16 protein-coding genes and 3 tRNA genes are annotated in these 21,282 nt (G+C 41.3%); 7 read left to right on the top strand and 12 right to left on the bottom strand.

Annotated elements, in window-relative coordinates; all coding sequences use genetic code 11:
- Position 1: 1 nt before the first annotated feature.
- From HHA43_RS04395 to HHA43_RS04415, 5 genes are all read right to left on the bottom strand, one after another.
- Positions 2–75: transfer RNA gene (locus HHA43_RS04395), tRNA-Asp, on the bottom strand.
- A gap of 50 nt (positions 76–125) precedes the next feature.
- A tRNA-Asp gene (locus HHA43_RS04400) sits at positions 126–202 on the bottom strand.
- Positions 203–228: 26 nt separating this feature from the next.
- Positions 229–304: transfer RNA gene (locus HHA43_RS04405), tRNA-Val, on the bottom strand.
- Between the two features lie 273 nt (positions 305–577).
- Positions 578–1,087 (bottom strand): cell wall-recycling L,D-carboxypeptidase ElsL, encoded by a 510-nt coding sequence (elsL, locus tag HHA43_RS04410; protein ID WP_168417855.1) that lies wholly within the window; start codon positions 1,085–1,087, stop codon positions 578–580.
- A gap of 15 nt (positions 1,088–1,102) precedes the next feature.
- Positions 1,103–1,477 carry a YbaN family protein gene (locus tag HHA43_RS04415; protein WP_168417856.1) on the bottom strand — a complete coding sequence of 125 codons (375 nt, stop codon included), beginning with the start codon at positions 1,475–1,477 and terminating at the stop codon, positions 1,103–1,105.
- A gap of 87 nt (positions 1,478–1,564) precedes the next feature.
- Between HHA43_RS04415 and HHA43_RS04420 the strand changes: the two genes are divergently transcribed.
- From HHA43_RS04420 to dapE, 3 genes are all read left to right on the top strand, one after another.
- The gene (locus HHA43_RS04420; protein WP_168417857.1) at positions 1,565–2,449 is read left to right on the top strand and encodes a DUF1853 family protein; all 885 of its coding nucleotides are present in this window, start codon (positions 1,565–1,567) and stop codon (positions 2,447–2,449) included.
- A gap of 118 nt (positions 2,450–2,567) precedes the next feature.
- Complete coding sequence (locus HHA43_RS04425) at positions 2,568–2,714, top strand: entericidin A/B family lipoprotein (RefSeq protein ID WP_168417858.1); 147 nt, start codon at positions 2,568–2,570, stop codon at positions 2,712–2,714.
- A gap of 151 nt (positions 2,715–2,865) precedes the next feature.
- On the top strand, positions 2,866–3,999 hold the full coding sequence (gene dapE / locus HHA43_RS04430; protein ID WP_168417859.1) for a succinyl-diaminopimelate desuccinylase: 1,134 nt from the start codon (positions 2,866–2,868) through the stop codon (positions 3,997–3,999).
- A 72-nt stretch (positions 4,000–4,071) separates the two neighbouring features.
- On the opposite strand, the gene HHA43_RS04435 is transcribed toward dapE, so the two are convergent.
- The 6 genes from HHA43_RS04435 to pilG form a co-directional block, all read right to left on the bottom strand.
- Entirely contained in the window at positions 4,072–4,530 is a 459-nt protein-coding gene (locus tag HHA43_RS04435; protein ID WP_168417860.1) for a hypothetical protein, read from the bottom strand.
- Positions 4,531–4,533: 3 nt separating this feature from the next.
- A complete protein-coding gene (locus HHA43_RS04440; protein WP_168417861.1) occupies positions 4,534–9,105 on the bottom strand; it encodes an Hpt domain-containing protein in 4,572 nt (1,523 codons plus the stop codon).
- A 169-nt stretch (positions 9,106–9,274) separates the two neighbouring features.
- Positions 9,275–11,350: a methyl-accepting chemotaxis protein gene (locus tag HHA43_RS04445; RefSeq protein WP_168417862.1), complete on the bottom strand. Its 2,076-nt coding sequence runs from the start codon at positions 11,348–11,350 to the stop codon at positions 9,275–9,277.
- A gap of 46 nt (positions 11,351–11,396) precedes the next feature.
- On the bottom strand, positions 11,397–11,933 hold the full coding sequence (locus HHA43_RS04450; RefSeq protein WP_104852339.1) for a chemotaxis protein CheW: 537 nt from the start codon (positions 11,931–11,933) through the stop codon (positions 11,397–11,399).
- Positions 11,934–11,936: 3 nt separating this feature from the next.
- A complete protein-coding gene (locus HHA43_RS04455; protein WP_004975526.1) occupies positions 11,937–12,305 on the bottom strand; it encodes a response regulator in 369 nt (122 codons plus the stop codon).
- A 32-nt stretch (positions 12,306–12,337) separates the two neighbouring features.
- A complete protein-coding gene (pilG, locus tag HHA43_RS04460) occupies positions 12,338–12,721 on the bottom strand; it encodes a twitching motility response regulator PilG (RefSeq protein WP_004975524.1) in 384 nt (127 codons plus the stop codon).
- A gap of 338 nt (positions 12,722–13,059) precedes the next feature.
- Between pilG and HHA43_RS04465 the strand changes: the two genes are divergently transcribed.
- The 4 genes from HHA43_RS04465 to HHA43_RS04480 all read left to right on the top strand — a co-directional run bounded on the left by HHA43_RS04465 (position 13,060) and on the right by HHA43_RS04480 (position 19,826).
- The gene (locus tag HHA43_RS04465; RefSeq protein ID WP_171525566.1) at positions 13,060–13,641 is read left to right on the top strand and encodes a hypothetical protein; all 582 of its coding nucleotides are present in this window, start codon (positions 13,060–13,062) and stop codon (positions 13,639–13,641) included.
- A 52-nt stretch (positions 13,642–13,693) separates the two neighbouring features.
- Positions 13,694–14,827: an efflux RND transporter periplasmic adaptor subunit gene (locus HHA43_RS04470; protein ID WP_168417864.1), complete on the top strand. Its 1,134-nt coding sequence runs from the start codon at positions 13,694–13,696 to the stop codon at positions 14,825–14,827.
- 54 nt (positions 14,828–14,881) lie between these two features.
- On the top strand, positions 14,882–17,986 hold the full coding sequence (locus HHA43_RS04475; RefSeq protein WP_168417865.1) for an efflux RND transporter permease subunit: 3,105 nt from the start codon (positions 14,882–14,884) through the stop codon (positions 17,984–17,986).
- A 124-nt stretch (positions 17,987–18,110) separates the two neighbouring features.
- Positions 18,111–19,826, top strand: a complete 1,716-nt coding sequence (locus HHA43_RS04480) for a proline--tRNA ligase (RefSeq protein ID WP_168417866.1) — start codon at positions 18,111–18,113, stop codon at positions 19,824–19,826.
- A 42-nt stretch (positions 19,827–19,868) separates the two neighbouring features.
- On the opposite strand, the gene HHA43_RS04485 is transcribed toward HHA43_RS04480, so the two are convergent.
- Positions 19,869–21,269: a hypothetical protein gene (locus tag HHA43_RS04485; protein ID WP_168417867.1), complete on the bottom strand. Its 1,401-nt coding sequence runs from the start codon at positions 21,267–21,269 to the stop codon at positions 19,869–19,871.
- Between the last annotated feature and the right edge of the window lie 13 nt (positions 21,270–21,282).

The raw sequence follows: 21,282 nt of genomic DNA on the forward strand, positions 1-21,282 counted from the left end.
GCGCAGCGGACGGGGCTCGAACCCGCGACCCCCGGCGTGACAGGCCGGTATTCTAACCAACTGAACTACCGCTGCACTTACACAAAGTCACTATTGTGGTACAAACAATGGTTAAGAATCTTAAGTGGCGCAGCGGACGGGGCTCGAACCCGCGACCCCCGGCGTGACAGGCCGGTATTCTAACCAACTGAACTACCGCTGCACGTAAGAATCTATAACGAAAAGGCTTGGTGGGCGCTGACGGGATCGAACCGCCGACATTCTGCTTGTAAGGCAGACGCTCTACCAACTGAGCTAAGCGCCCTTAACGTCTTCATCGTTTGTGAGGTGCATTATAGAGAATCTTTACCGACTGTCAAACGCTTTTCGGCTTGTTTTCAGTTTTTTGTGACTGAGTGATTAAAAAATAGGTGATCCGCTATAAAAACAAACAAATTCTGTAAGTTATTTTAGTTTTCAAGCAAAATTAATGGGCTTTTCAATTTGTTAGCACTTGCTTAGCCTACACATTCGTTTACGCATTTGGCTAGAGTTTTATAGTTCACTATAACTACCCTTTTCATGCAAAACTTGCAGATCAACCATTCAAATCAAGTTTCTGTTCAGAAATATAAACCAATGCTTTTTCAGGAATTAAGTCAAATAATTCCAAAATATCTTGATTACGCATACGAATACAGCCATGTGAAGCAGGAATGCCCATCGGCTCTGTATCTGGCGTGCCATGTAAATAGATATAACGTTGAAAAGTATCGCAGCCCTCGCCCTGATTAAATCCTTGCTCTAAACCGCTAAGCCATAAAATACGGGTTAAAATCCAGTCCCGCTCAGGAAATTGCTCTGCTAAATCTAAATTGTAAATTTCACCTGTTGGTTGACGGGCAATAAAAACTGCATTTTCTGGCTCATTTTCCCCAAACTTTAAAGCCACCTCGTGCCATCCGCGCGGGGTCTTACCACTATTTTCAGCTTCACCGATGCCATTAACACCGCTGGAAATAACATAAAATTTACGATGCTTAGGCAAATATAAAGTTTGCTCTGCCAAATCAATCAAAATATCAGCTTGGGCGTATGAATATGACATTGCTTCATCCTATTATTATTCTTTAAATGGTGGCTCAGGTTCAGGACGCAACCACAACCAAACGCCAACTACAAACATGGTGGTATTGGTAAAAATTTTGACTGCAACCGGTGCTGTGGTAAACAACATAATGATCGCACTAATACTCATCATAGTAGTTGCAAACCATTTGGCTTTACGTGGCACTGTCCCATTAGCGCGCCAGTCTCTTAAGGTACTGCCATATTTAGGATGATTCAGTAACCAGTCATCCATCTGTGGCCACCCGCGTGAAGCGGCCCATGCTGCAAGTATCAGGAAAACTGTGGTGGGCATGCCTGGCAGCAATGCACCAATAAAGCCAAGGATGACAAAGATCACCACCAAACTTCGCCAAAACAAGCTTTGCATACCACTGTCCCAAACTACGAATTGCGGTAGTATAAAGCGTTTTTTCATTTTCCGTGGTAATTCTGCATTTTTCGCATGGATTCGTACATGATTGAGTTGCAACCTCCTACGCTTGCGCCCGAAGTCTGGTTAAATTATCGTACTGCTGCAGTACGACAATTGGCATTTGCTTTGGCAAGCCCCAATATTTTGTCTAGTTTGCCGCCAGAATTACAAATTCAACATGCCTTTACACTGCATGCAGATATTTTTTGGCAACAGCATTATCTCAATTACCAACAGCGTTTGGCTTATTTAGATTTACATCCCGAAGCCTTGCATAATTTTCTAAATCAACTCAAAAGTACCCGCTTGGGTTTACGTTTTGAAATGCTGATGTGGTTTTGGTTGCTCGATCGTAACTACCATCCCTTCGAATTACTCGGACACAGTATTCAAATTATTGATGGGGCAAAAACCGTCGGTGAGCTGGACTTTTTACTGCACAATCAAGACACCCAGCAAGTTGAACATTGGGAAGTTGCTTTAAAATATTACTTGGCTGAAGCAGATTTTTCATTGCCACATTGGTATGGCTTAAACCGTTCCGACACTTTGGCACGCAAACTCAATCATTTCAGTCAAAAACAATTCCAGTTTGAGCAGGCTTTAAATTTTCCCATCCAGCAGCGTTTTGCAGTCCTGAAAGGTCAGTTGTATTTCCCACATTTATATAGCCAAAATACTGTAGACCGCATGCCACACTGGGTTAACCGTGCACGTCGGTTAGGCACTTGGGGCAACCATATTCCAGAAAAAACGGCTGACTTTTATCGTTTACAACGACACGAATGGATTTGCCCAAATGCGCAAGCCAGTAGTTTAACCAACCAATGGTGGACTGATGGCTTATATTTCCAAGCCACAACTTCTGAATTTTATATGTATAGAGCAGCTTCTTATCTCAGCTATCCGCCCTTACACGTTGAATAACAGTTTCAACATTTCATTACGCAACCACCATGAAAGTTACCTATTTATTTTTTTGTTTATTTATTAATCTAAAAACACAGGACAAAATGTTTCTTGCTTTAAAATACTGGAGATAATCATGAAAAAAATTTTAGCAACCTCACTACTTATGATGTTTGTTTTAACTGGTTGTAACACCATTAAAGGCGTGGGTGAAGATGTTTCATCTGCTGGTAATGCAGTCAGCAATACCGCTGAAAAAACTCAGCAAGAAATCCGTCAATAATTCTGGGTTTCTTGGTGAAAACTTTCACCTGAAACATCAGAAATTCAAAAGACCTTGTGCTCAAACAAGGTTTTTTTACACTAAAATTTCACTTTTTTAGCATTATTCCCCTATTATTAGTACTCATTATTGATAAACGTCTGAAACGCGCATGACCTCTACTGCTACTCTCGATTTAAGCCTGCAACTTTTACGTCAACCCTCGGTCACACCTGTCGATCACAACTGTCAAAACATGATGGCAGCGCGCTTAGAAAAAATTGGTTTCAACATAGAATCTATGCGTTTTGATGATGTCGATAACTTGTGGGCACGTAAAGGCACAGCATCACCTGTTTTTTGTTTTGCAGGTCATACCGATGTTGTCCCTACTGGCAGTTTGGATGCTTGGAATTCTGATCCATTTGCACCAGAAATTCGTGATGGCAAATTGTATGGTCGTGGCAGCGCCGATATGAAAACTGCTTTGGCTGCCATGGTAGTTGCTTCAGAACGCTTTGTTGCCAAGCATCCTAATCACAAAGGTTCAATTGCCTTTCTCATCACTTCAGATGAAGAAGGTCCATCTATTAACGGTACAGTGAAAGTGGTAGAAACCTTAGAAGCACGCAATGAAAAAATAACTTGGTGCTTGGTGGGTGAACCTTCTAGTACAAATCAGTTGGGCGATATTGTTAAAAATGGACGTCGTGGTTCACTCAATGGCGTATTGACCGTCAAAGGTAAACAAGGTCATGTGGCTTATCCACATTTAGCGATCAACCCAATCCATACTGCTTCTAAAGCAATTTCTGAGTTATGCGAAACTGTGTGGGATCATGGCAATGAATACTTCCCTGCAACCTCGTTTCAGATTTCAAATATTCAAGCAGGTACAGGTGCAACCAATGTAGTACCAGGCAACATGACTGTCACTTTTAATTTCCGTTACTCAACTGAAGTCACCGCAGATGAATTAAAAGCGCGTGTATTAGAAATTTTAGATCGACATCAAGTTGATTATGAGATTGATTGGACACTATCAGGCTTACCTTTTTTAACACCTGTAGGTGAACTTGTGAATGCGGCACGTCAGGCTATTCGCAATGTGACAGGTATTGAAACTGAATTATCCACCAGTGGTGGTACATCAGATGGCCGTTTTATTGCACCCACAGGCGCACAAGTACTTGAACTTGGGGTATTAAACGCAACCATCCACCAAATTAATGAGCATGTAAATGTAGCCGATTTAGAACCATTGGCGGAAATTTACGAGCAAATTTTAGAAGGTTTATTGACTTAAAATCAGAAAATTCAACACTAACAATAGAAAAGGAACTCAATTTGAGTTCCTTTTCTATTGGCTAAACAATGGTTATTCAGCTATCAGATTTTCTTGAATGTATTGCAAGTTTGGTACATGAAAGACTTGATCTGCCATACGCACATATTGGAATACGCTAGGATCATCGGCTTGTTGATCATCATCAACCACTTCAGAAATACGCAAACGAATGGTTTGCGGCATTTCATTGCACATCAATGCAAAGCGCTGCTCCATTTCATCACCTTCAATTACCAAGGCTACACCCATTTTTTTCTCAGGGTCATTCACTGCATAGACAGGTAATTGTGAATCGTGCCATTCCACAGTTTTAACCTGTGTGGCATTGTCCAGTGCCGATAAAACAATGTTTTGTGGCAGCAGCATGGGTTGCTTGGCATGACATTCAACAATATAGGCATCAATAAAACCCGTAGATACGGTAATTAAGTGTTGCAACTCTTGTTGACTGATTTGGCCGAGTAAATTTGGACTATTGCTCTGACTCATGGCTTACCCCCGACTCGCTGCTAATAATTGTTCAATATTGGCAAGCAATTCTGCCTCTTGGAACGGTTTACCCATATAGTGGGTAACACCTAAACTGAACGCACGCTCACGGTGTTTTTCACCTGTACGCGAGGTAATCATAATAATTGGCAAGTTGCTGTGAATATCGTGGTGACGTACCAAGTTAGTCACTTCAAAACCATCCATTCGTGGCATTTCAATATCTAGCAGCATCAGGTCTGGTTTAACATTTTCCAGCTGCTCCATGGCATCAATACCATCTTTCGCTGTGACAATATCATAACCTTGACGCTCAAGCAGACGTGACGTTACCTTACGTACAGTTACCGAGTCATCCACAATCATAATCAAGCGGCGTGCATCACGACGTTGAGTATCACGCTGATCGCTAGCTTGCTTGGTACGTTGCGTTGCAAGAATCTGACGGGCAATATTTTGACCATCTAAAATCAGACAAACCTGACCATCACCTAAAATAGTTGCGCCCGCAATTGCACCAATGCTTGAGAACTGCTGACCAATTGGTTTCACAACAATCTGACCACGAGAACCAATTAACTGATCAACCAATAAGGCAATGGTTTGCCCTGTACTGCCTTTAATTAACAGCACCGGTAATGAGTGACCAACGTGATTTAAACGCGGTAAAGGCTGATTGCCGACAAACTCAGACAAGTAACGTAACTTGTAGCTTTGGTTGTCAATTTGGAAGAGGTCTTCATTGCTGTTGAAGTATGTTTCCAAAGTGCTTGGTGCAATACGCACAATACGATCAATTTGCGCCAATGGTACTGCAAATTGTTGATCACCAACTTTTACCATCAAGGCATCAGATACCGCAACCGTGGTCGGTACACGAATACTAAAGGTTGTGCCCTGACCCAAAGTTGAATCTACAGAAACGTGACCACCGAGCGCTTTAATTTCGCTTTGCACTACGTCCAAGCCAACCCCACGACCTGAAATTTGTGTCACCGCCTGTGCAGTGGTGAAACCAGGGTGGAAAATTAACTGTAGAATTTCATTTTTATCGAGGTCTTGATCTGCCTTAATTAAACCCAAGCTCAAAGCTTTTTGTTTAATTTTCGCATCATCAATACCTTTACCATCATCCACAAACGTCACCACAACATCTGTGCCTTGACGGCTAATGTTAAGTTCAATTTTTCCGACTTCAGGTTTATTGGCCGCTGCACGTTGTGCAGGGTCTTCTATACCATGGTCTACCGCATTACGTAGCATGTGCTCAAATGGAGTCACCAAACGTTCAAGAATGGTACGGTCCAACTCACCTTCGGTATTGTGTACCACCAATTCTGTTGGACGGTTCAAGGTAGATGAAGTCTGACGCACAATACGTTGTAAACGTGGTAACAAGCGTGAGAATGGTACCAAACGAGTACGCATCAAGCTTTCTTGAATTTCGGCCTGAATACGTGATTGTTGTAAAAGCAAACCTTCAGCATCACGGATTTTTTCAGCCAATGTGCTCTTAAAGTCCACCAAGTCCGATGCAGATTCCGCAAGAGATTTAGACAATTGATTCAATGAGGAATATTGGTCCATCTCTAATGGGTCAAAGTCTGCATAACGTGAGTTTTCAGAACCGTGTTTGGCAATAATCTGTGATTCCAACTCGCCTTCCATTCGGCGTAACTGATCTGCCAGACGTTTGATCGCCAATTCCATTTCATTCAGCGTACCGCCAAGCTGTCCAAGCTCCATTTCAATACGTGAACGGTTAATCGAGTTCTCACCAGACAAGTCGATCATCTTCTCTACCAAATCGGCAGAGATACGAATCATCTCATTGCTATTGTCTAGTGTGGCTGTTTCACTCCACTCGCCTGACATCGCAGGTGGCTCGGTGCCATCACCTTGTACAAACTCATAACTACGACTTGGTGATAACAAGTCTGTATGCGTTAAACGCTCAGGCAATTGCGCAGAAACATCCACAAATTGCATAGCGGCCAAGCTCGATTTCAGACTTTCATAATTGCTGTAATCGGCTTTAAAGATAGCATCACGCAACCAAGCCAACGTGGTTTGTAAAAGTGCATCGTAAACATTCGAGTTAAACTGATGTACAGCAAACTGTTCAAAGGTACTTTCAAGCTGGTAGGCGATTTGAGCAACTGGCTCAATTTCAGCCATACGTGCGCCACCTTTTAAGCTGTGTGCAGCACGTTGTAACTGTAGCAAAATACTACGGTCACTACGTTGCTCAAACCAATGTTTCAAGCGCTGATCCGCAGAATCTAAAATTTCTTCAGCTTCTTCACGGAAGGTTTCTTCTACTATAGAAAGCAGTTGTTCGTCTTCAGACTCAACCGTGGTTTCAGGTGCTACAGTTTCAGTGATTGGCTCAAATACGGCTGCAGGGGCATCTTCAAGTTCAACTGAAACATCATCTGCCAATACTTCTTCTGCAGACTGCATCTCGGCTTCTGCTTCAGTTTCGGCTTCTGTTTCAACTTGCACTGGCTGCTCTTGTTGCATTGAAGGTTGAACAGCGGTATTCGTTTCAATTGATTTACCTTGTGACAAGCTAACAATGTCAGCCAAAATCGCAATGGATTCTGGCGCTGCATAGTCCACACCTTCTTCACGAATGGTTTGAATACGGTCTGCAATGTCGTCTTGTACTAAACGAATAATTTGAATCAACGCAGGTGAAACAACAATTTGGTTGTTGATAATGCGCTCATAAATTGATTCAAGGTTATGCGCAATTAAACCAATATGCGTTGCAGCAATCATATTCGCACCACCTTTTAAAGTGTGCAAATAACGCATCAGGTTGTTTAAGGCTGATGTATCACTGGCGTCTTTAGACCACGTGTTTACATCTTCATCCATTCCCACCAAAAGTTCTTCGGCTTCTTCAAGGAAGATGTCTTGTAAATCTGGATCAAAATCCTTGTTGGCATCTGCTGCGTGGATATTTTGGCGGTCAGCGGCAATACGTTGTGACAATTGCGCCAAGTTTACCGCACCAGAACTTTCTACAGTTGCAACCTCTGATGAAGTCTCAACATTTTCCACTTCAGCAAGGGCAGTTTCAATGACTTGATCAGCTTCTTCAATCACACTTTCAGATTTTTCAAACGCTATATCTTCAATATCTTGCTGTACAAATGCAGTTAAGTCATTCAGCGTTTTCTGAATATCTTCAGTGACCGTGACACGCTGACCAGCTGCCAAAGTATCGAATAAGTGGATAAATTCTTGATGTGCCTGTGCAAATAGCTCGTAAGCATATTCTGAGTTTAACAACACGGGTTGAGCTAAAACACGGTCATACGCTGCTTTCAGCTCTTGAGTAAATTGATGAATACCAATCGATGCACGGTTATCGGTATGATCCACCAACAATTGTGCCTGCGCACTCAATTCTTGCAAATAGTCTGGATATTGTGCTTGTGCCAATTTATCAAATTCAAACTCAGCATCAAGTAAACGGTCAATATTCAGTTCAATTAATTTAGAGACCAAACCTTGAGGATTGGCTAATTCATCAGTGTCGCTGCTGCTAAAGCCGTAGTTATCCCACGCTTTATTAAAGGTGTCATAAATGACATCTAAACCATCACAACGTCCTTGACGCAGAATATGCAAATAATCACGTACAAATTCTGCATATTGCACTAACAATGCTGTTTCTTTAGAGGTTGATTCAATTTCATCTTGCACAAAGGCTTTGAACAAGTTTTCAACTTTAGAGCTTGCTTCAAACACCTGCTCAATTTGAGCCATAGATGAACTGCCACGCAAAGTATGCAAGGCGCGAATCAGACCATTGTAATCTTGAGATTTAATTTGTTCTTGTGCCAAGAATTGATCAATAGTGGCCAAATGCTCTTCGGCTTCTTCAATAAATATAGACAGAGTTTCAGCCAATAGACTTTCATCTGTAGTCGTGTCTTGCGCAACTGCTGCGTGTTCAACATCTGCAGGCAGTTCTGCTGATTCTAATTCTTCTGTCGCCGCTACTGTTGCAGCCATTTCAGGCTCAACCGCATCACTCAGCTCAAGACCTGTTGGTATATCTTGTGCTGTTAATTGATCGGCTAAAACAAGTAATTCTTCTAAGGCTGGTTCAGGACTTTGGTTTTGCTGTAATTGTTGTCCTAAAAGTACCAATGGGCGTAAATCAATATCAATGACACCCACATTTTTGAAGATTGGATACAGTTTGTATTGATAAATATGGAAAACAGTTTTTGCAAATTTTTGAATATCAGTATTGAGGGTAACAGCACCCGAAAGCACACGGTTTAAAGTATCTTCTACCGTCCATGCCAGTTCGCCCGCTGACTTCGCACCGACCATGCGACCCGAGCCTTTTAAAGTGTGAAAGTGACGACGAATGGTCACTAAAGTTTCTTGGTCTGTCGGATTTTCGAACCAAGTTACAAATAATGGATTTAATTCTTCGAAGATTTCTTCAATTTCTTCAACAAAAATTTCAAGAATTTCCGCATCTTGATCAAGATAACTATCTTCAGGAAGCGTCGTTGTTTCAACTAAATTTTTTAATATTTCTTTCATAGCTAAGGCTTCTTACGTTTTCAGCACCGAAAGGTACTTCAACTTAATTGTAACCATCCTGAATGCCCCTAACTCAAAAGTTAAGTTCATCTTTTCGATGCTTTATCTCTGAATGATGGTGTACCTCTACCGAAGTATAGGTACACCCTTCCCCAAGCTGGAATTCCGCTTATTCAGGTAGTTTAAAGTCAGTTACAGATTCACGTAATGATTCTGCCATGTTGGCCAACTCAGATACCGAACGTGCTGTATCAAAGGTTGCCGTTGTGGTTTGCGAGGTAATTTCTTGTACAACGTTCATCGTAGTTGCAATGTGACCTGCAGACGCAGACTGTAGTTTTGCAGCATCCGAAATGTTAGAAATCAATTTCGCAAGGTTGCTCGATACCGTTTGAATCTCATCGAGTGCAACACCCGCATCCTTAGATAAGTTCGCACCACGTACAACCTCAGAAGTCGTTTGTTCCATCGAAATTACGGCTTCGTTGGTATCGGTCTGAATCGTTTTAACCAGTGTTTCAATCTGTTTGGTTGCAGATGCTGAACGTTCTGCTAGACGCTGTACCTCATCCGCAACGACCGCGAAACCACGACCTGCTTCACCCGCCATAGACGCCTGAATTGCTGCGTTCAATGCCAAGATGTTGGTTTGGTCGGCAATATCGTTAATCAAGGCAACGATGTTACCAATCTCTTGTGAAGATTCACCCAAACGCTTAATACGCTTAGAGGTTTCTTGAATCTGCTCACGAATGATATCCATACCTTCAATTGAACGGTTTACAACGTCTGCACCATTCGATGCGATATGTACCGAACGTTCTGCTACCGCAGCGGATTCTTCCGCGTTGGCAGATACTTGGTCAATCGACATTGCCATTTCGTTAATCGCCGCAGATGCACCTGCAATTTCTTGCGCCTGATGTTCAGAAGCTTCTGCTAACTGGTTGGTAATGTTCTGCGTAGTTGCCGTATATTGTGCAACTTCGTGTGATGTTTCATGAATACGCGATACAAGGTCACGTAATTGGTCAATCGCGAAGTTAATCGAGTCAGCAATTGCGCCTGTAAAGTCTTCCGATACCGTTGCGTATGAACGTAAGTCACCATCTGCAAGGTCGGCGATCTCATCGAGTAGACGTAAAATCGCGTTTTGGTTACGGTCATATTCATCTTGTAGACGAACCACACGAGTTTTATCGGCTTCACCACGTAAGCCAAGTAATTTGAATACACAGAACAAGAATGCAAGTAAGGCTGCAATTAAGCCAATTGCTGGAATTGCAATAGACCAACCTGAACTGCCAGACAATTTATTTAAATTACTTAAAAGTTTATCAGACTGGTCAAAAATAGAAGATGAAGCCTGACGTACTTTTACAATTTGAGTAGAGTTACTTAAAACGGTTGCAGCAGCAGATTTCAATACATCTTCATATTCTGCTTGAATACCTGTTAATGACTCACGTAAGTCTTCTTGTGCAATACGTTGTACACCCAGCTCTGCACTACCATTTAACTGTGCAGCCAAATACGCACCGAAAGTTTCAGTATCGGCACTGAAGTCATCCGCAGATTCACGTGAACTATCTGTACCTGTTAACACAGAGCTAATTGAACGCAAGATACGTTCTGCAATGAATACCTGGTTTTTTGCAATTACAACCTGGCTACTTGGCATATCTTGACGTGCCATTTGGTCAACCATCAAGTTATATTCAGCCTGAATACCTGGAATGGTTTCACTGATTGCAATGTTAGTGTCATAAAGTTGGTTAATGATTTTTTGTTGCGAAGCAATCAAATCAATATTTTCAGAAACCGATTTCCACTGTGTTTCAACTTCACGCAACGTGTCTGTACTAGCATGAATGTCTTTAACCGTTTCTAAGTTTTCTGCAAAAGATTTTTGCGAATCAGTCAAATTTTTGATTGATTCAGGCGTACCTGATGCAGTTGCTTCAGTCGCTTGACGTGAAATGGTTTGTGACAATAGACGTAAATCACCCAAACTACGGGTAAAATCGTTATTACGCGGCACACTATAAAAAAGGTATAGCAACAGGAAAAGCGATAAGATGATACAAAAAGCTGCGCCTAAAATAAGTGGCTTAGATTTTTCTGTTTCACCAAATACACTCGCAAACTCATCAGTTCGCGTTTGTAATTTTGCCACAAAACCTGGCCCACTTGCTTTACGAACAGTTTCTTCGCCTGAATTTTTCTTTTTAAGTTTAAAGCCCATGCAGCTTCTCCCCGATTGACGCCTTCATTTTTTAGGTGCGCGACAGTTAATTTATAAATTTTATAGATGCGTTCATGTATTTTGGGTTTTGCAATAAACGACTAAATAAGAAAACATGCCATTGTTGGTTATGCTGGTGAAAATAGCCCTGACAATATTCTTGTAAATTACTTTCTAAATCATTGTGTTTAGAGAAGAAACTTTTCTTATTAAAGTGCTGTATACCCAAAACTTGATCTACAACCAAACCGACATAATGGTCATTATGACTAATACACATTACTTTTTGAGTAGGTGAATATTGGCTGCTTTGCCCAGAAACATAATGTGCCAAATCTGAAACTGAGAGCAATCTACCCCGAATATTGGCCAAACCGACCACCCAAGGTTGGGTGTTCGGAACTGGTGTGTATTTCGGTGGGTAAATAACCTCAGAAACCTCTCCCAATGGAGCAACAAAATATTGCCCCATCATCTCAAAAGCAATGCCTGACCAGCGGTTTACCTCATTTTCGGTACTAACGTAGTTTTTGTTACCACGTTTAGATAACCGAAGTAATTCAATAAAACCATTTGCAGCCATAGCTTATCCTGCATTTAGATGTTGATTAATCACATCAATTAATTGTTTTTCGTCAACAGGTTTGGTTAAGTAATCGCTTGCACCTTGGCGTTTCCCCCAAACACGATCGGTTGCCTGATCTTTGGTACTCACAATTACAATTGGAATGTGTTTAGTGGTATCACCACGCGAAATTTGACGTGTTGCCTGAAAGCCATTCACGCCTGGCATAACCACATCCATTAATACTAAATCTGGTAATTCAGCTTGCGCCATGGTCACGCCATCTGCACCATTCGCTGCTTCAATGACTTCAAAACCATGCTTGGTCAAGATTTCTCTGAAGCGGAATGTTTCTGTAGGTGAATCATCTACAATAAGAATACGAGCCATTATTTTCCCCAATAAATCTAACTAACTAATAATTATGCTGTCACGTGGTTACGAATGGCGTTTAATAATTCATCTTTACTAAATGGTTTAGTCAGATACTCATCAGAACCTACTACACGTCCTTTGGCTTGGTCAAATAAACCATCTTTACTTGATAGCATAATGACAGGAATGTTTTGGTAGTTTTGCGAGTTTTTAATTAAGGCACACGTTTGGTAACCATCTAGGCGTGGCATCATAATATCTACGAATACGATATCTGGATTTGATTCGGCAATTTTGGATAAAGCTTCAAATCCATCAACTGCGGTAACCACTTCACAACCTTCACGCTGTAGAAGTGTTTCAGCTGTACGGCGAATGGTTTTTGAATCATCAATCACCATGACTTTTAGATTTTGGAATTTATCGTCCATTCAATGACCCTTCCCATTTTGTTTGTACAAGCAACTGAGTAGAAATTTTTACACATTGATCGTATTTTTAACATATCTTTACTTGTAGTTTCAACGAACATATTTAGCTTGAAGCTACACTTTTACACCATTATCACCAAATCACTCACACTTTCTGGTGACCATCGATATTTTTTTATCGGTTGTGTTTTTTTAATTTCTAATTTTGATCTAATATAACACTATATATTACGTTTAATTTAAGTAATTTAGTCAACTTTCATTTGGGGGACAACGTGAGCACTTATTTTGCACAATTACTCGCCGTCAAATTAAAACAAAACAAAAAGTCGTTCAAAATGGCGATGCTAGCGTTGCTTCTGTTTCCCTCTGCTCAATTGATGGCTGAAACTCAAAATAAAGCAGTATGGTATCGTTATTATGATCAAAAAGGCGTAGCCAATATTAGCAGCAATGTGACCCCAAATCATATCCGCTATGGCTATGAGGCTTTGGATCGGAACATGCAAGTGATTCAGCGTGCTCGTCCCTATAATACTGAAACCGATATTAAAAAAGCACCACAACGTGCTGCTCAAGCACGTCAGAGTGAGTCGGACCAGCGTCTAAAAAAAGCCTATACCAACAGTCAAACTGCCACCATTAAGAGAAATAACACTTTAGCGCACATTAAAAAGCAAATTAGCTTTCAACAAGAACAACTCAAGCAACTCCAAACTGACCGTATTAGTTTTAAACGTCAGGAAATGGAGTATTTACGTAAAGTTAAGCCTGTACCACCACAACTGAAAACCAATTTAGACAATAACTTAAAAAATATTGAATTAAAAAAAGATATGATTCAATCTTTACAAACAAGCTATCGAAATACCCAAGCAGAATACGACAGAATTATTCAACGCCTCAGAGCCCTAGAATAGGGCTGGCTTTTTTTGCGTTGTCATTTTGACATTAAAATAAGGACAAATATGCATGCACATTGCACAGCGTATCGCATTCATTTTTAATCAACAACCTTTGCCACTTCTTCGGATCAGTACACTTGGGTTATGTGTATTTCTTTCTGCCTGCCAAAAAAATGAAACAGAAAATGTTGCTCCCACACCAGAAAAAATAGAATTAATTCAACAAGATTTAGTTACCATCCAGCAAGGCAGTGCCATCGAAAAAACTGCCTTTACAGGCACCGTGCGTGCGGTCAATCAAAGTAGTATTCAATCGCAAGTCAGCGCCACTGCCACATCCGTGAATGTGAAAGTGGGTGATGCAGTGCAACGTGGGCAAACCTTGGTTCGTCTGAACAATCAAGACAATGCTGCACGCTTGGCGCAAACACGCGCCAATTTGGCCGCAACCCAAGCTCAAGCCAACCAAGCTCGGAATATGATGCAGCGAAAAAAACGCCTGCTCGATCAAGGTTTTATTTCACAGGTTGAATATGAACAAAGTCAGTTGGACTATCGTGCGCAAATTGAAAATGTGCGGGTACAACAAGCCAATGTAGATATTGCACTCAAAGCCGATCAAGACGGCACGATTACAAGCCCTATACGTGGCGTTATTACTCAGCGTCAAGTAGAACCAGGGCAAACTGTTGCTGTAGGACAGACTTTATTTGAAGTGGTCGATCCTTCACGCTTAGAAATTCAAGCCAAATTACCAAGTGACTTACAGGCAGCCCTGAAAGTGGGACAAAAAATTGAATATCAATTGCAAGGTCACAACAACACACTCAATGCCCAGATTAGTCGTGTTTCTCCTGTTGCAGATTTAGCCAGTCGTCAAATTGAGTTTTTTGCCACTCCATTAGAAGCCCTCCCCTCACTTAGTATTGGTGCTTTTGTAGATGGTCATATTTTGGCAAGCAATCAAATTTCAGGGCAAATTATTCCACTTAACACCATCCACAATATAGAAAACAAGCCTTATGTATGGGTTATTCGTGATCAAAAAATTGCACGTATAGACGTTACTGTTTTAGAACAACGCTATAGCGACAATACCGCTGTGATTCAAGGCTTACAACCCAATGACTTGGTCAGTCGTGTTAGCTTTCAGCCTGATCAAATTCAGCAACCTGTAATCATTCAAAAACAGCCGCAATAGTACGCAAATATTGTATTGAATCTGTCCAATAAATAAAAAATCAGGATCGTTGTTATGTGGTTTACCCGAGTTAGTGTCAAGTACCCTGTTTTTACCATCATGATGATGTTCTGTCTGATGGTGCTTGGCTTGGCCTCATGGCAACGTATGGGTGTAGAAGAATTTCCTGATGTCGACTTCCCTTTTGTGGTGGTTTATACCAGCTATCCGGGCGCCTCACCTGAAACAGTCGAGTCTGAAATTACCAAGAAAATGGAAGATCAGATCAATACCATTTCTGGACTAAAACAACTGGTTTCACAATCTAGTGAAGGACTGTCTACCATCATTGCCGAATTCAATTTGGATGTTCCTTCAGCAGTCGCGGCACAAGATGTACGTGATAAAATTTCTTCAGTCAGTGCAGAGTTTCGTGATGAAATTCAAGACCCTGTGGTAGAGCGATACGATCCAACAGCCAATGCGGTCATGTCGATTGTATTTGAATCATCACAAATGTCTCTGCGGGATTTGAGCTCCTATTTAGATCAACAAATTGTGCCACAACTGCGCACCGTATCAGGCGTGGGCACTGTCAATTTACTGGGTGATGCACAACGACAAATTCGGATTGAAGTTGATCCACAAAAATTAATGAGTTTTGGCATAGGAGTTGATCAGGTCATCAATACCCTTAAAGCTGAAAATATTGAGGTTCCTGGCGGCACGCTCAAGCAGGCCAACAGTGAGTTGGTGGTCGAAATCCAATCCAAAGTTATCCACCCATTGGCTTTTGGCGATTTGATTATTGCCAATAAAAATGGCGCACCGATCTTTTTAAAACAAGTGGCGACCATTCAAGACAGCCAAGCCGAGTTGGAAACCAGTGCATTTTTAAATGGACAAACTGCCGTTGCAGTCGACATTTTACGCAGCTCCGACTCCAACGTCATTGAGGTGGTGGATAACACCTACAAAACTCTGGATCGCATTCAAGAGCAACTCCCTGCGGACATTACCGCGAAAGTCGTGGTGGATTCCTCTAAAGGCATTCGTGGCAGTATTCGTGATGTCGCGCGTACGATTATTGAAGGTGCCATACTTGCAGTCCTAATTGTACTGCTGTTTCTAGGTTCATTTCGTTCTACAGCCATTACAGGGCTGACCTTACCCATTGCCCTACTGGGTACACTAACCTTTATTTGGGCATTTGGTTTTACCATCAACATGATGACCTTGCTGGCGCTCTCGCTCAGTATTGGCTTATTAATTGATGATGCAATTGTGGTGCGTGAGAATATTGTACGTCACGCCGATATGGGTAAAGATCATGTTATTGCAGCTTTAGATGGCACCAAAGAAATTGGCTTAGCGGTTCTCGCTACAACCTTGACCATTGTTGCGGTATTTTTGCCCGTTGCATTTATGGGCGGCATTATTGGGCGTTTCTTTTATCAGTTTGGTGTGACTGTAAGTACCGCTGTACTGATTTCTATGTTTGTCAGTTTTACCCTAGACCCAATGCTATCTGCACATTGGGCAGAAAAAACCAATCCAAATAAAAAACCAGGTCGTATAAAACGCTTCCTCAATTGGATTTCCCACAAGCTGGATAACTTAAGCACGCATTACGAGAAATTATTAAAACTGGCACTACGTTTTCGGGTCATCACCCTCTTGATTGCTGTAAGCTCTTTGTTCGGCGCGCTGGGATTATCCAAACTGATTGGAACTGAGTTTGTTCCCGTTCCAGATAAAGGTGAAATTCGGATTAAATTTGAAACCCCTGTAGATGCCTCTTTGGAATATTCACAAGCCAAACTACAACAAGTGGATTACATTATCCGTCAACACCCCGAAGTTCGTACAACTTATGGCGTTATTAATAGCGTAACGGATCGGGGTAAAAACCATGCTAGTTTACGTGTTACCGTTAGCCCGCGTAATGAACGCCAACAAAGCCTGACTGATCTCAACAATGAATTCCGTCAGCGTTTGCAAAGTGTTGCAGGCATTAGTATTACCTCGGTGGCTTCTGCGGACGAAACAGTATCTGGTGGTCAAAAGCCCGTGATGATTTCCATTAAAGGCCCAGATTTAGCCGAACTACAAAAAATTTCTGACCGCTTTATGTCCGAAATTGCACAGGTAGAGGGGATTGTCGATTTAGAAAGTTCACTGAAAGCGCCTAAACCTACGCTTGGTGTGCATATAAATCGTGTCTTAGCCAGTGATTTAGGATTATCAGTCAATCAAATTGCCAATATTATCCGACCACTCATCGCTGGGGATAATGTTACGACATGGCAAGATGAACGTGGTGAAACCTATGATGTGAACGTGCGCCTAACCGAAAACCAACGCAGTCTGCCAAGTGATGTACAAAGCATGTATTTGACTTCACAAAAAACTGATTCCAATGGACAAAGCATTCTAGTGCCTTTGGCGAGTGTTGCGAGCTTTGAAGAAAGCCTCGGTGCAGCACAAATTAACCGAAGAGATTTAGCTCGTGAAGTTTTGGTAGAAGCGAACACCGCAGGTCGACCTGCAGGTGACATTGGTGCCGACATACAAAAAATTCAGGATAATTTTAAGCTCCCTGCGGGCTATAGTTTTGACACCCAAGGTTCCAATGCCGATATGGCCGAATCTGCGGGTTATGCACTCACAGCAATTACACTCTCCATCGTATTTATTTATATTGTTTTAGGCTCGCAATTTAACAGCTTTATTCACCCCGCAGCAATTATGGCTTCTTTGCCGTTGTCGCTGATTGGTGTGTTCTTGGCGCTGTTTATTTTTAATTCCACCATGAACCTATTTTCTATTATTGGCATTATTATGCTGATGGGACTGGTGACCAAAAATGCGATTCTACTGATTGATTTTATAAAGAAAGCCATGGATCAAGGTGAGTCACGTTATGACGCCATTATTGCCGCAGGTAAAACCAGACTACGCCCTATTTTAATGACCACCAGTGCCATGGTAATGGGGATGGTGCCCCTCGCCCTTGGATTGGGAGAAGGCGGTGAGCAAAGTGCACCTATGGCACATGCTGTTATTGGTGGTGTGATTACATCTACCCTGCTGACCTTAGTTGTTGTACCCGTGATTTTCACTTACTTAGATGACTTTAAAAACTTTATGCTGCGCCAAACCCGAAAATTGCTTTCATAGCATCACATGACATTGACGCATAATGTAGGGGCTAAATTTTAACGCAAGCTTAGCCCCATTTTTATTGTATAATCTGGCTCTGAAAAAATTCCATTTTAACGCTTCTTTATTTAGGACAGTTTCCATGCGCGCGAGTCGCTTTTTATTTGCTACGTTAAGAGAAACCCCAAACGATGCCGAGGTGATTTCTCACCAGCTGATGTTACGTGCGGGTATGATTCGTAAATTGGCTTCAGGTTTATATACTTGGCTGCCAATGGGTGTGCGTGTGCTAAATAAAGTTGAAGCAATTGTTCGTGAAGAAATGAACCGCTCAGGCGCTTTGGAAACCTTTATGCCTGTTACGCAACCTGCTTCTCTTTGGGAAGAGTCAGGTCGCTATGTACAATATGGCCCAGAATTACTGCGCTTCAATGATCGCCATAACAACCCTTTTGTACTTGGCCCAACCCATGAAGAAGTAATTACCGATTTAGCACGTAATGAATTAAAAAGTTATAAGCAATTACCTATTAACTTTTATCAAATCCAAACCAAATTCCGTGATGAAATTCGCCCTCGTTTTGGGGTGATGCGTTCACGTGAATTTATGATGAAAGATGCATACTCTTTCCATACCGATCAAGCATCTTTACAAGAAACTTATGATGTCATGTACGACACTTACTGCCGTATTTTTACACGTTTAGGTTTAGATTTCCGCCCAGTACAAGCCGATACAGGCTCTATTGGTGGTTCAGGTTCGCATGAATTTCATGTTTTGGCATCAAGTGGTGAAGATGATATCGCCTTCTCTACCGAATCTGATTACGCAGCAAACATTGAAATGGCTGAAGCTATTTTAGTGGGTGAACGTGCGGCAGCAACACAAGAATTAAAAATTGTAGATACGCCAAATCAAAAAACCATTGCTGATGTCACTGCATTTTTAGGTGCAAACAGCAATCAGTCTGTAAAAGCACTTTTGGTACAAGGTGTTGCCAATGAATCAGGACACGTTCCTGTAATTGCTTTATTCTTACGTGGCGACCATGAGCTGAATGAAATTAAAGCAGAAAAACACCCACTGATTGCAGCCCCACTTACTTTTGCAACAGAAGCACAAATTGCAGATTTAGGCTTAATTGCAGGTTTTGTTGGCCCACAAGGTTTACTTGAAAAAGGCATCACGGTGATTGTAGACCGTGCTGCATCAGTACTTTCAGATTTTATTGCAGGTGCAAACCAAATTGACCAACATGCAACAGGTGTGAACTGGGAGCGTGATGCACAATATACTGAAGTTTATGATTTGCGTAACGTGGTTGAAGGTGATCCATCTCCAGATGGTAAAGGTACTTTACAAATTAAACGTGGTATTGAAGTCGGTCATATCTTCCAACTTGGCACTAAGTATTCAGAAGCTTTAGGCTGTAAAGTTCTTGGTGAAGATGGCAAGCCGTTTACCGTAACTATGGGATGTTATGGTATTGGTGTTACCCGTGTAGTTGCCTCTGCTATTGAACAAAACTTTGATGATAAAGGCATCATCTGGCCTACAGCAATTGCTCCTTTTGAAGTTGCGATTGTGCCAATGAATGCACACAAATCACCACGCACATTAGAAGCAGCAGAAGCATTGTATGCAGAACTTCAAGCAGCAGGTTACGATGTGTTGTTAGATGATCGTAATGAACGCCCAGGGGTCAAATTCTCTGATTTAGAACTTACTGGAATCCCACACCGTATTGTGATTGGTGAAAAAGGTTTAGATGCGGGTACTTTTGAATATAAAGGTCGTCGTGACTCTGAATCTGTAAATATCTCAAAAGAAGAGTTGTTGGCTAAAATTGCAAAATAATTTGCTTTATAAAAAATCCCGCTTACGCGGGATTTTTTATTGTTAGCAGAATTTCATACTACCATAGCAGTTAGGAGTAACATGTTGGTTTTGTAAAACCTTGTTTTGCAATGTGAGCGTTGCTGGCGTGTTGGTTGTATAAGTTCCTACATCGATATTAAGTTTTTTTTCTACAGGCTTACTCAGTAATGAACCAATAGCTTCTGCTGTACCCACATTAATTATATTATTTGGCTGTAATAAGTAATCAGTAATCGCTGATGCTACCTGAGGAAGTACATATGAAATATCAACTTCATCTTGAGTTTTTAAATAACCAAGTTGAATTGGATCCTTAAAAGACATCCACCAACCTGCTTGAGCTATATCAAGAGCATCTGTACCTTGCCATTTAACATTTTGAGACTGTAAAGATAAATAACCGCCTGTGCCATTCAAAGGAATGTTATGTATCAGGTTCAATGCTTGCTCAAAGGTAATGTTCATATTTAAATTATCTAAACTCGAACCAGGTAACATTTTAAAGAATGCGTGATCACCAACTGCATTCAATACCAACGGATCAAAATCAACGTAGAGTTGATCGCTACCCCAATCTGGATTTCCAATCACATTCGTCATGTCCCCCCCAGAGGCTAATGGAATCGTGTTGATTGATGAACGAATATTGCTCACTTTTGCCTGGGTAACTCGTTGCCCAGTCACAATAGTTTCAGGCATAGTGAAATTGACTTTCATGGCAGGCACAGTAATACCTGTATGACCTTCTGACCCAGGGCGACTAGTAAATACTCGTTCAGGCTTTGTTAGTAATAAATCTACTTTAATTCGCCCTTGAATACTTTCATCCGACTCAATACCAAATTTAGCAGGTTTAGTTAGTGCTTCACCTTGAGTTGCAGCCATTTTCATATAACCACTAAAGCTTTTAATGCCATCTGTTGGATTTTGACTGTTTTCTGTACCCAATGTAAGCAAACCAACAATTTGTTCTGCTCCCAATCGAAAGCCCACTACTTCACGTGTAGCAGCAGAATCTCCTTTAATAGCAAACTCTAAAAATGGATTGGTAATTTGCGCACTTGTACCTGCTCGTTCACCACTAAATTTTGGGCTACCATTCGCTTCTACATTTTGATTCAAACCACTTAATGCAATATTAGAAATATCAATATCACAACCTGCTTTATTTCCAATAGCATTATTAGCCCCACCACATCCTAGTTGTAGTGTTTTAATATTGGCATTTAACTCCATGAGTGCATCAACACTCAATTTGTAAAAATTTAAACCCTGCGACTGGTCTGTAGCTGTCATTAAATTAAGTAGAGCCTGTCCTTGTACGTCTGACAATTGATGATCATCTAAAGCCTGCATCGCTTGAGCAGAACTAAATGAGAAGACAGAACTTAAAATTGATGCAACTAAAATTGTTTTTTTCATTCTATTTCTACCT

It is taken from the genome of Acinetobacter sp. A2 (assembly GCF_012371325.1).
GTDB lineage: Bacteria > Pseudomonadota > Gammaproteobacteria > Pseudomonadales > Moraxellaceae > Acinetobacter.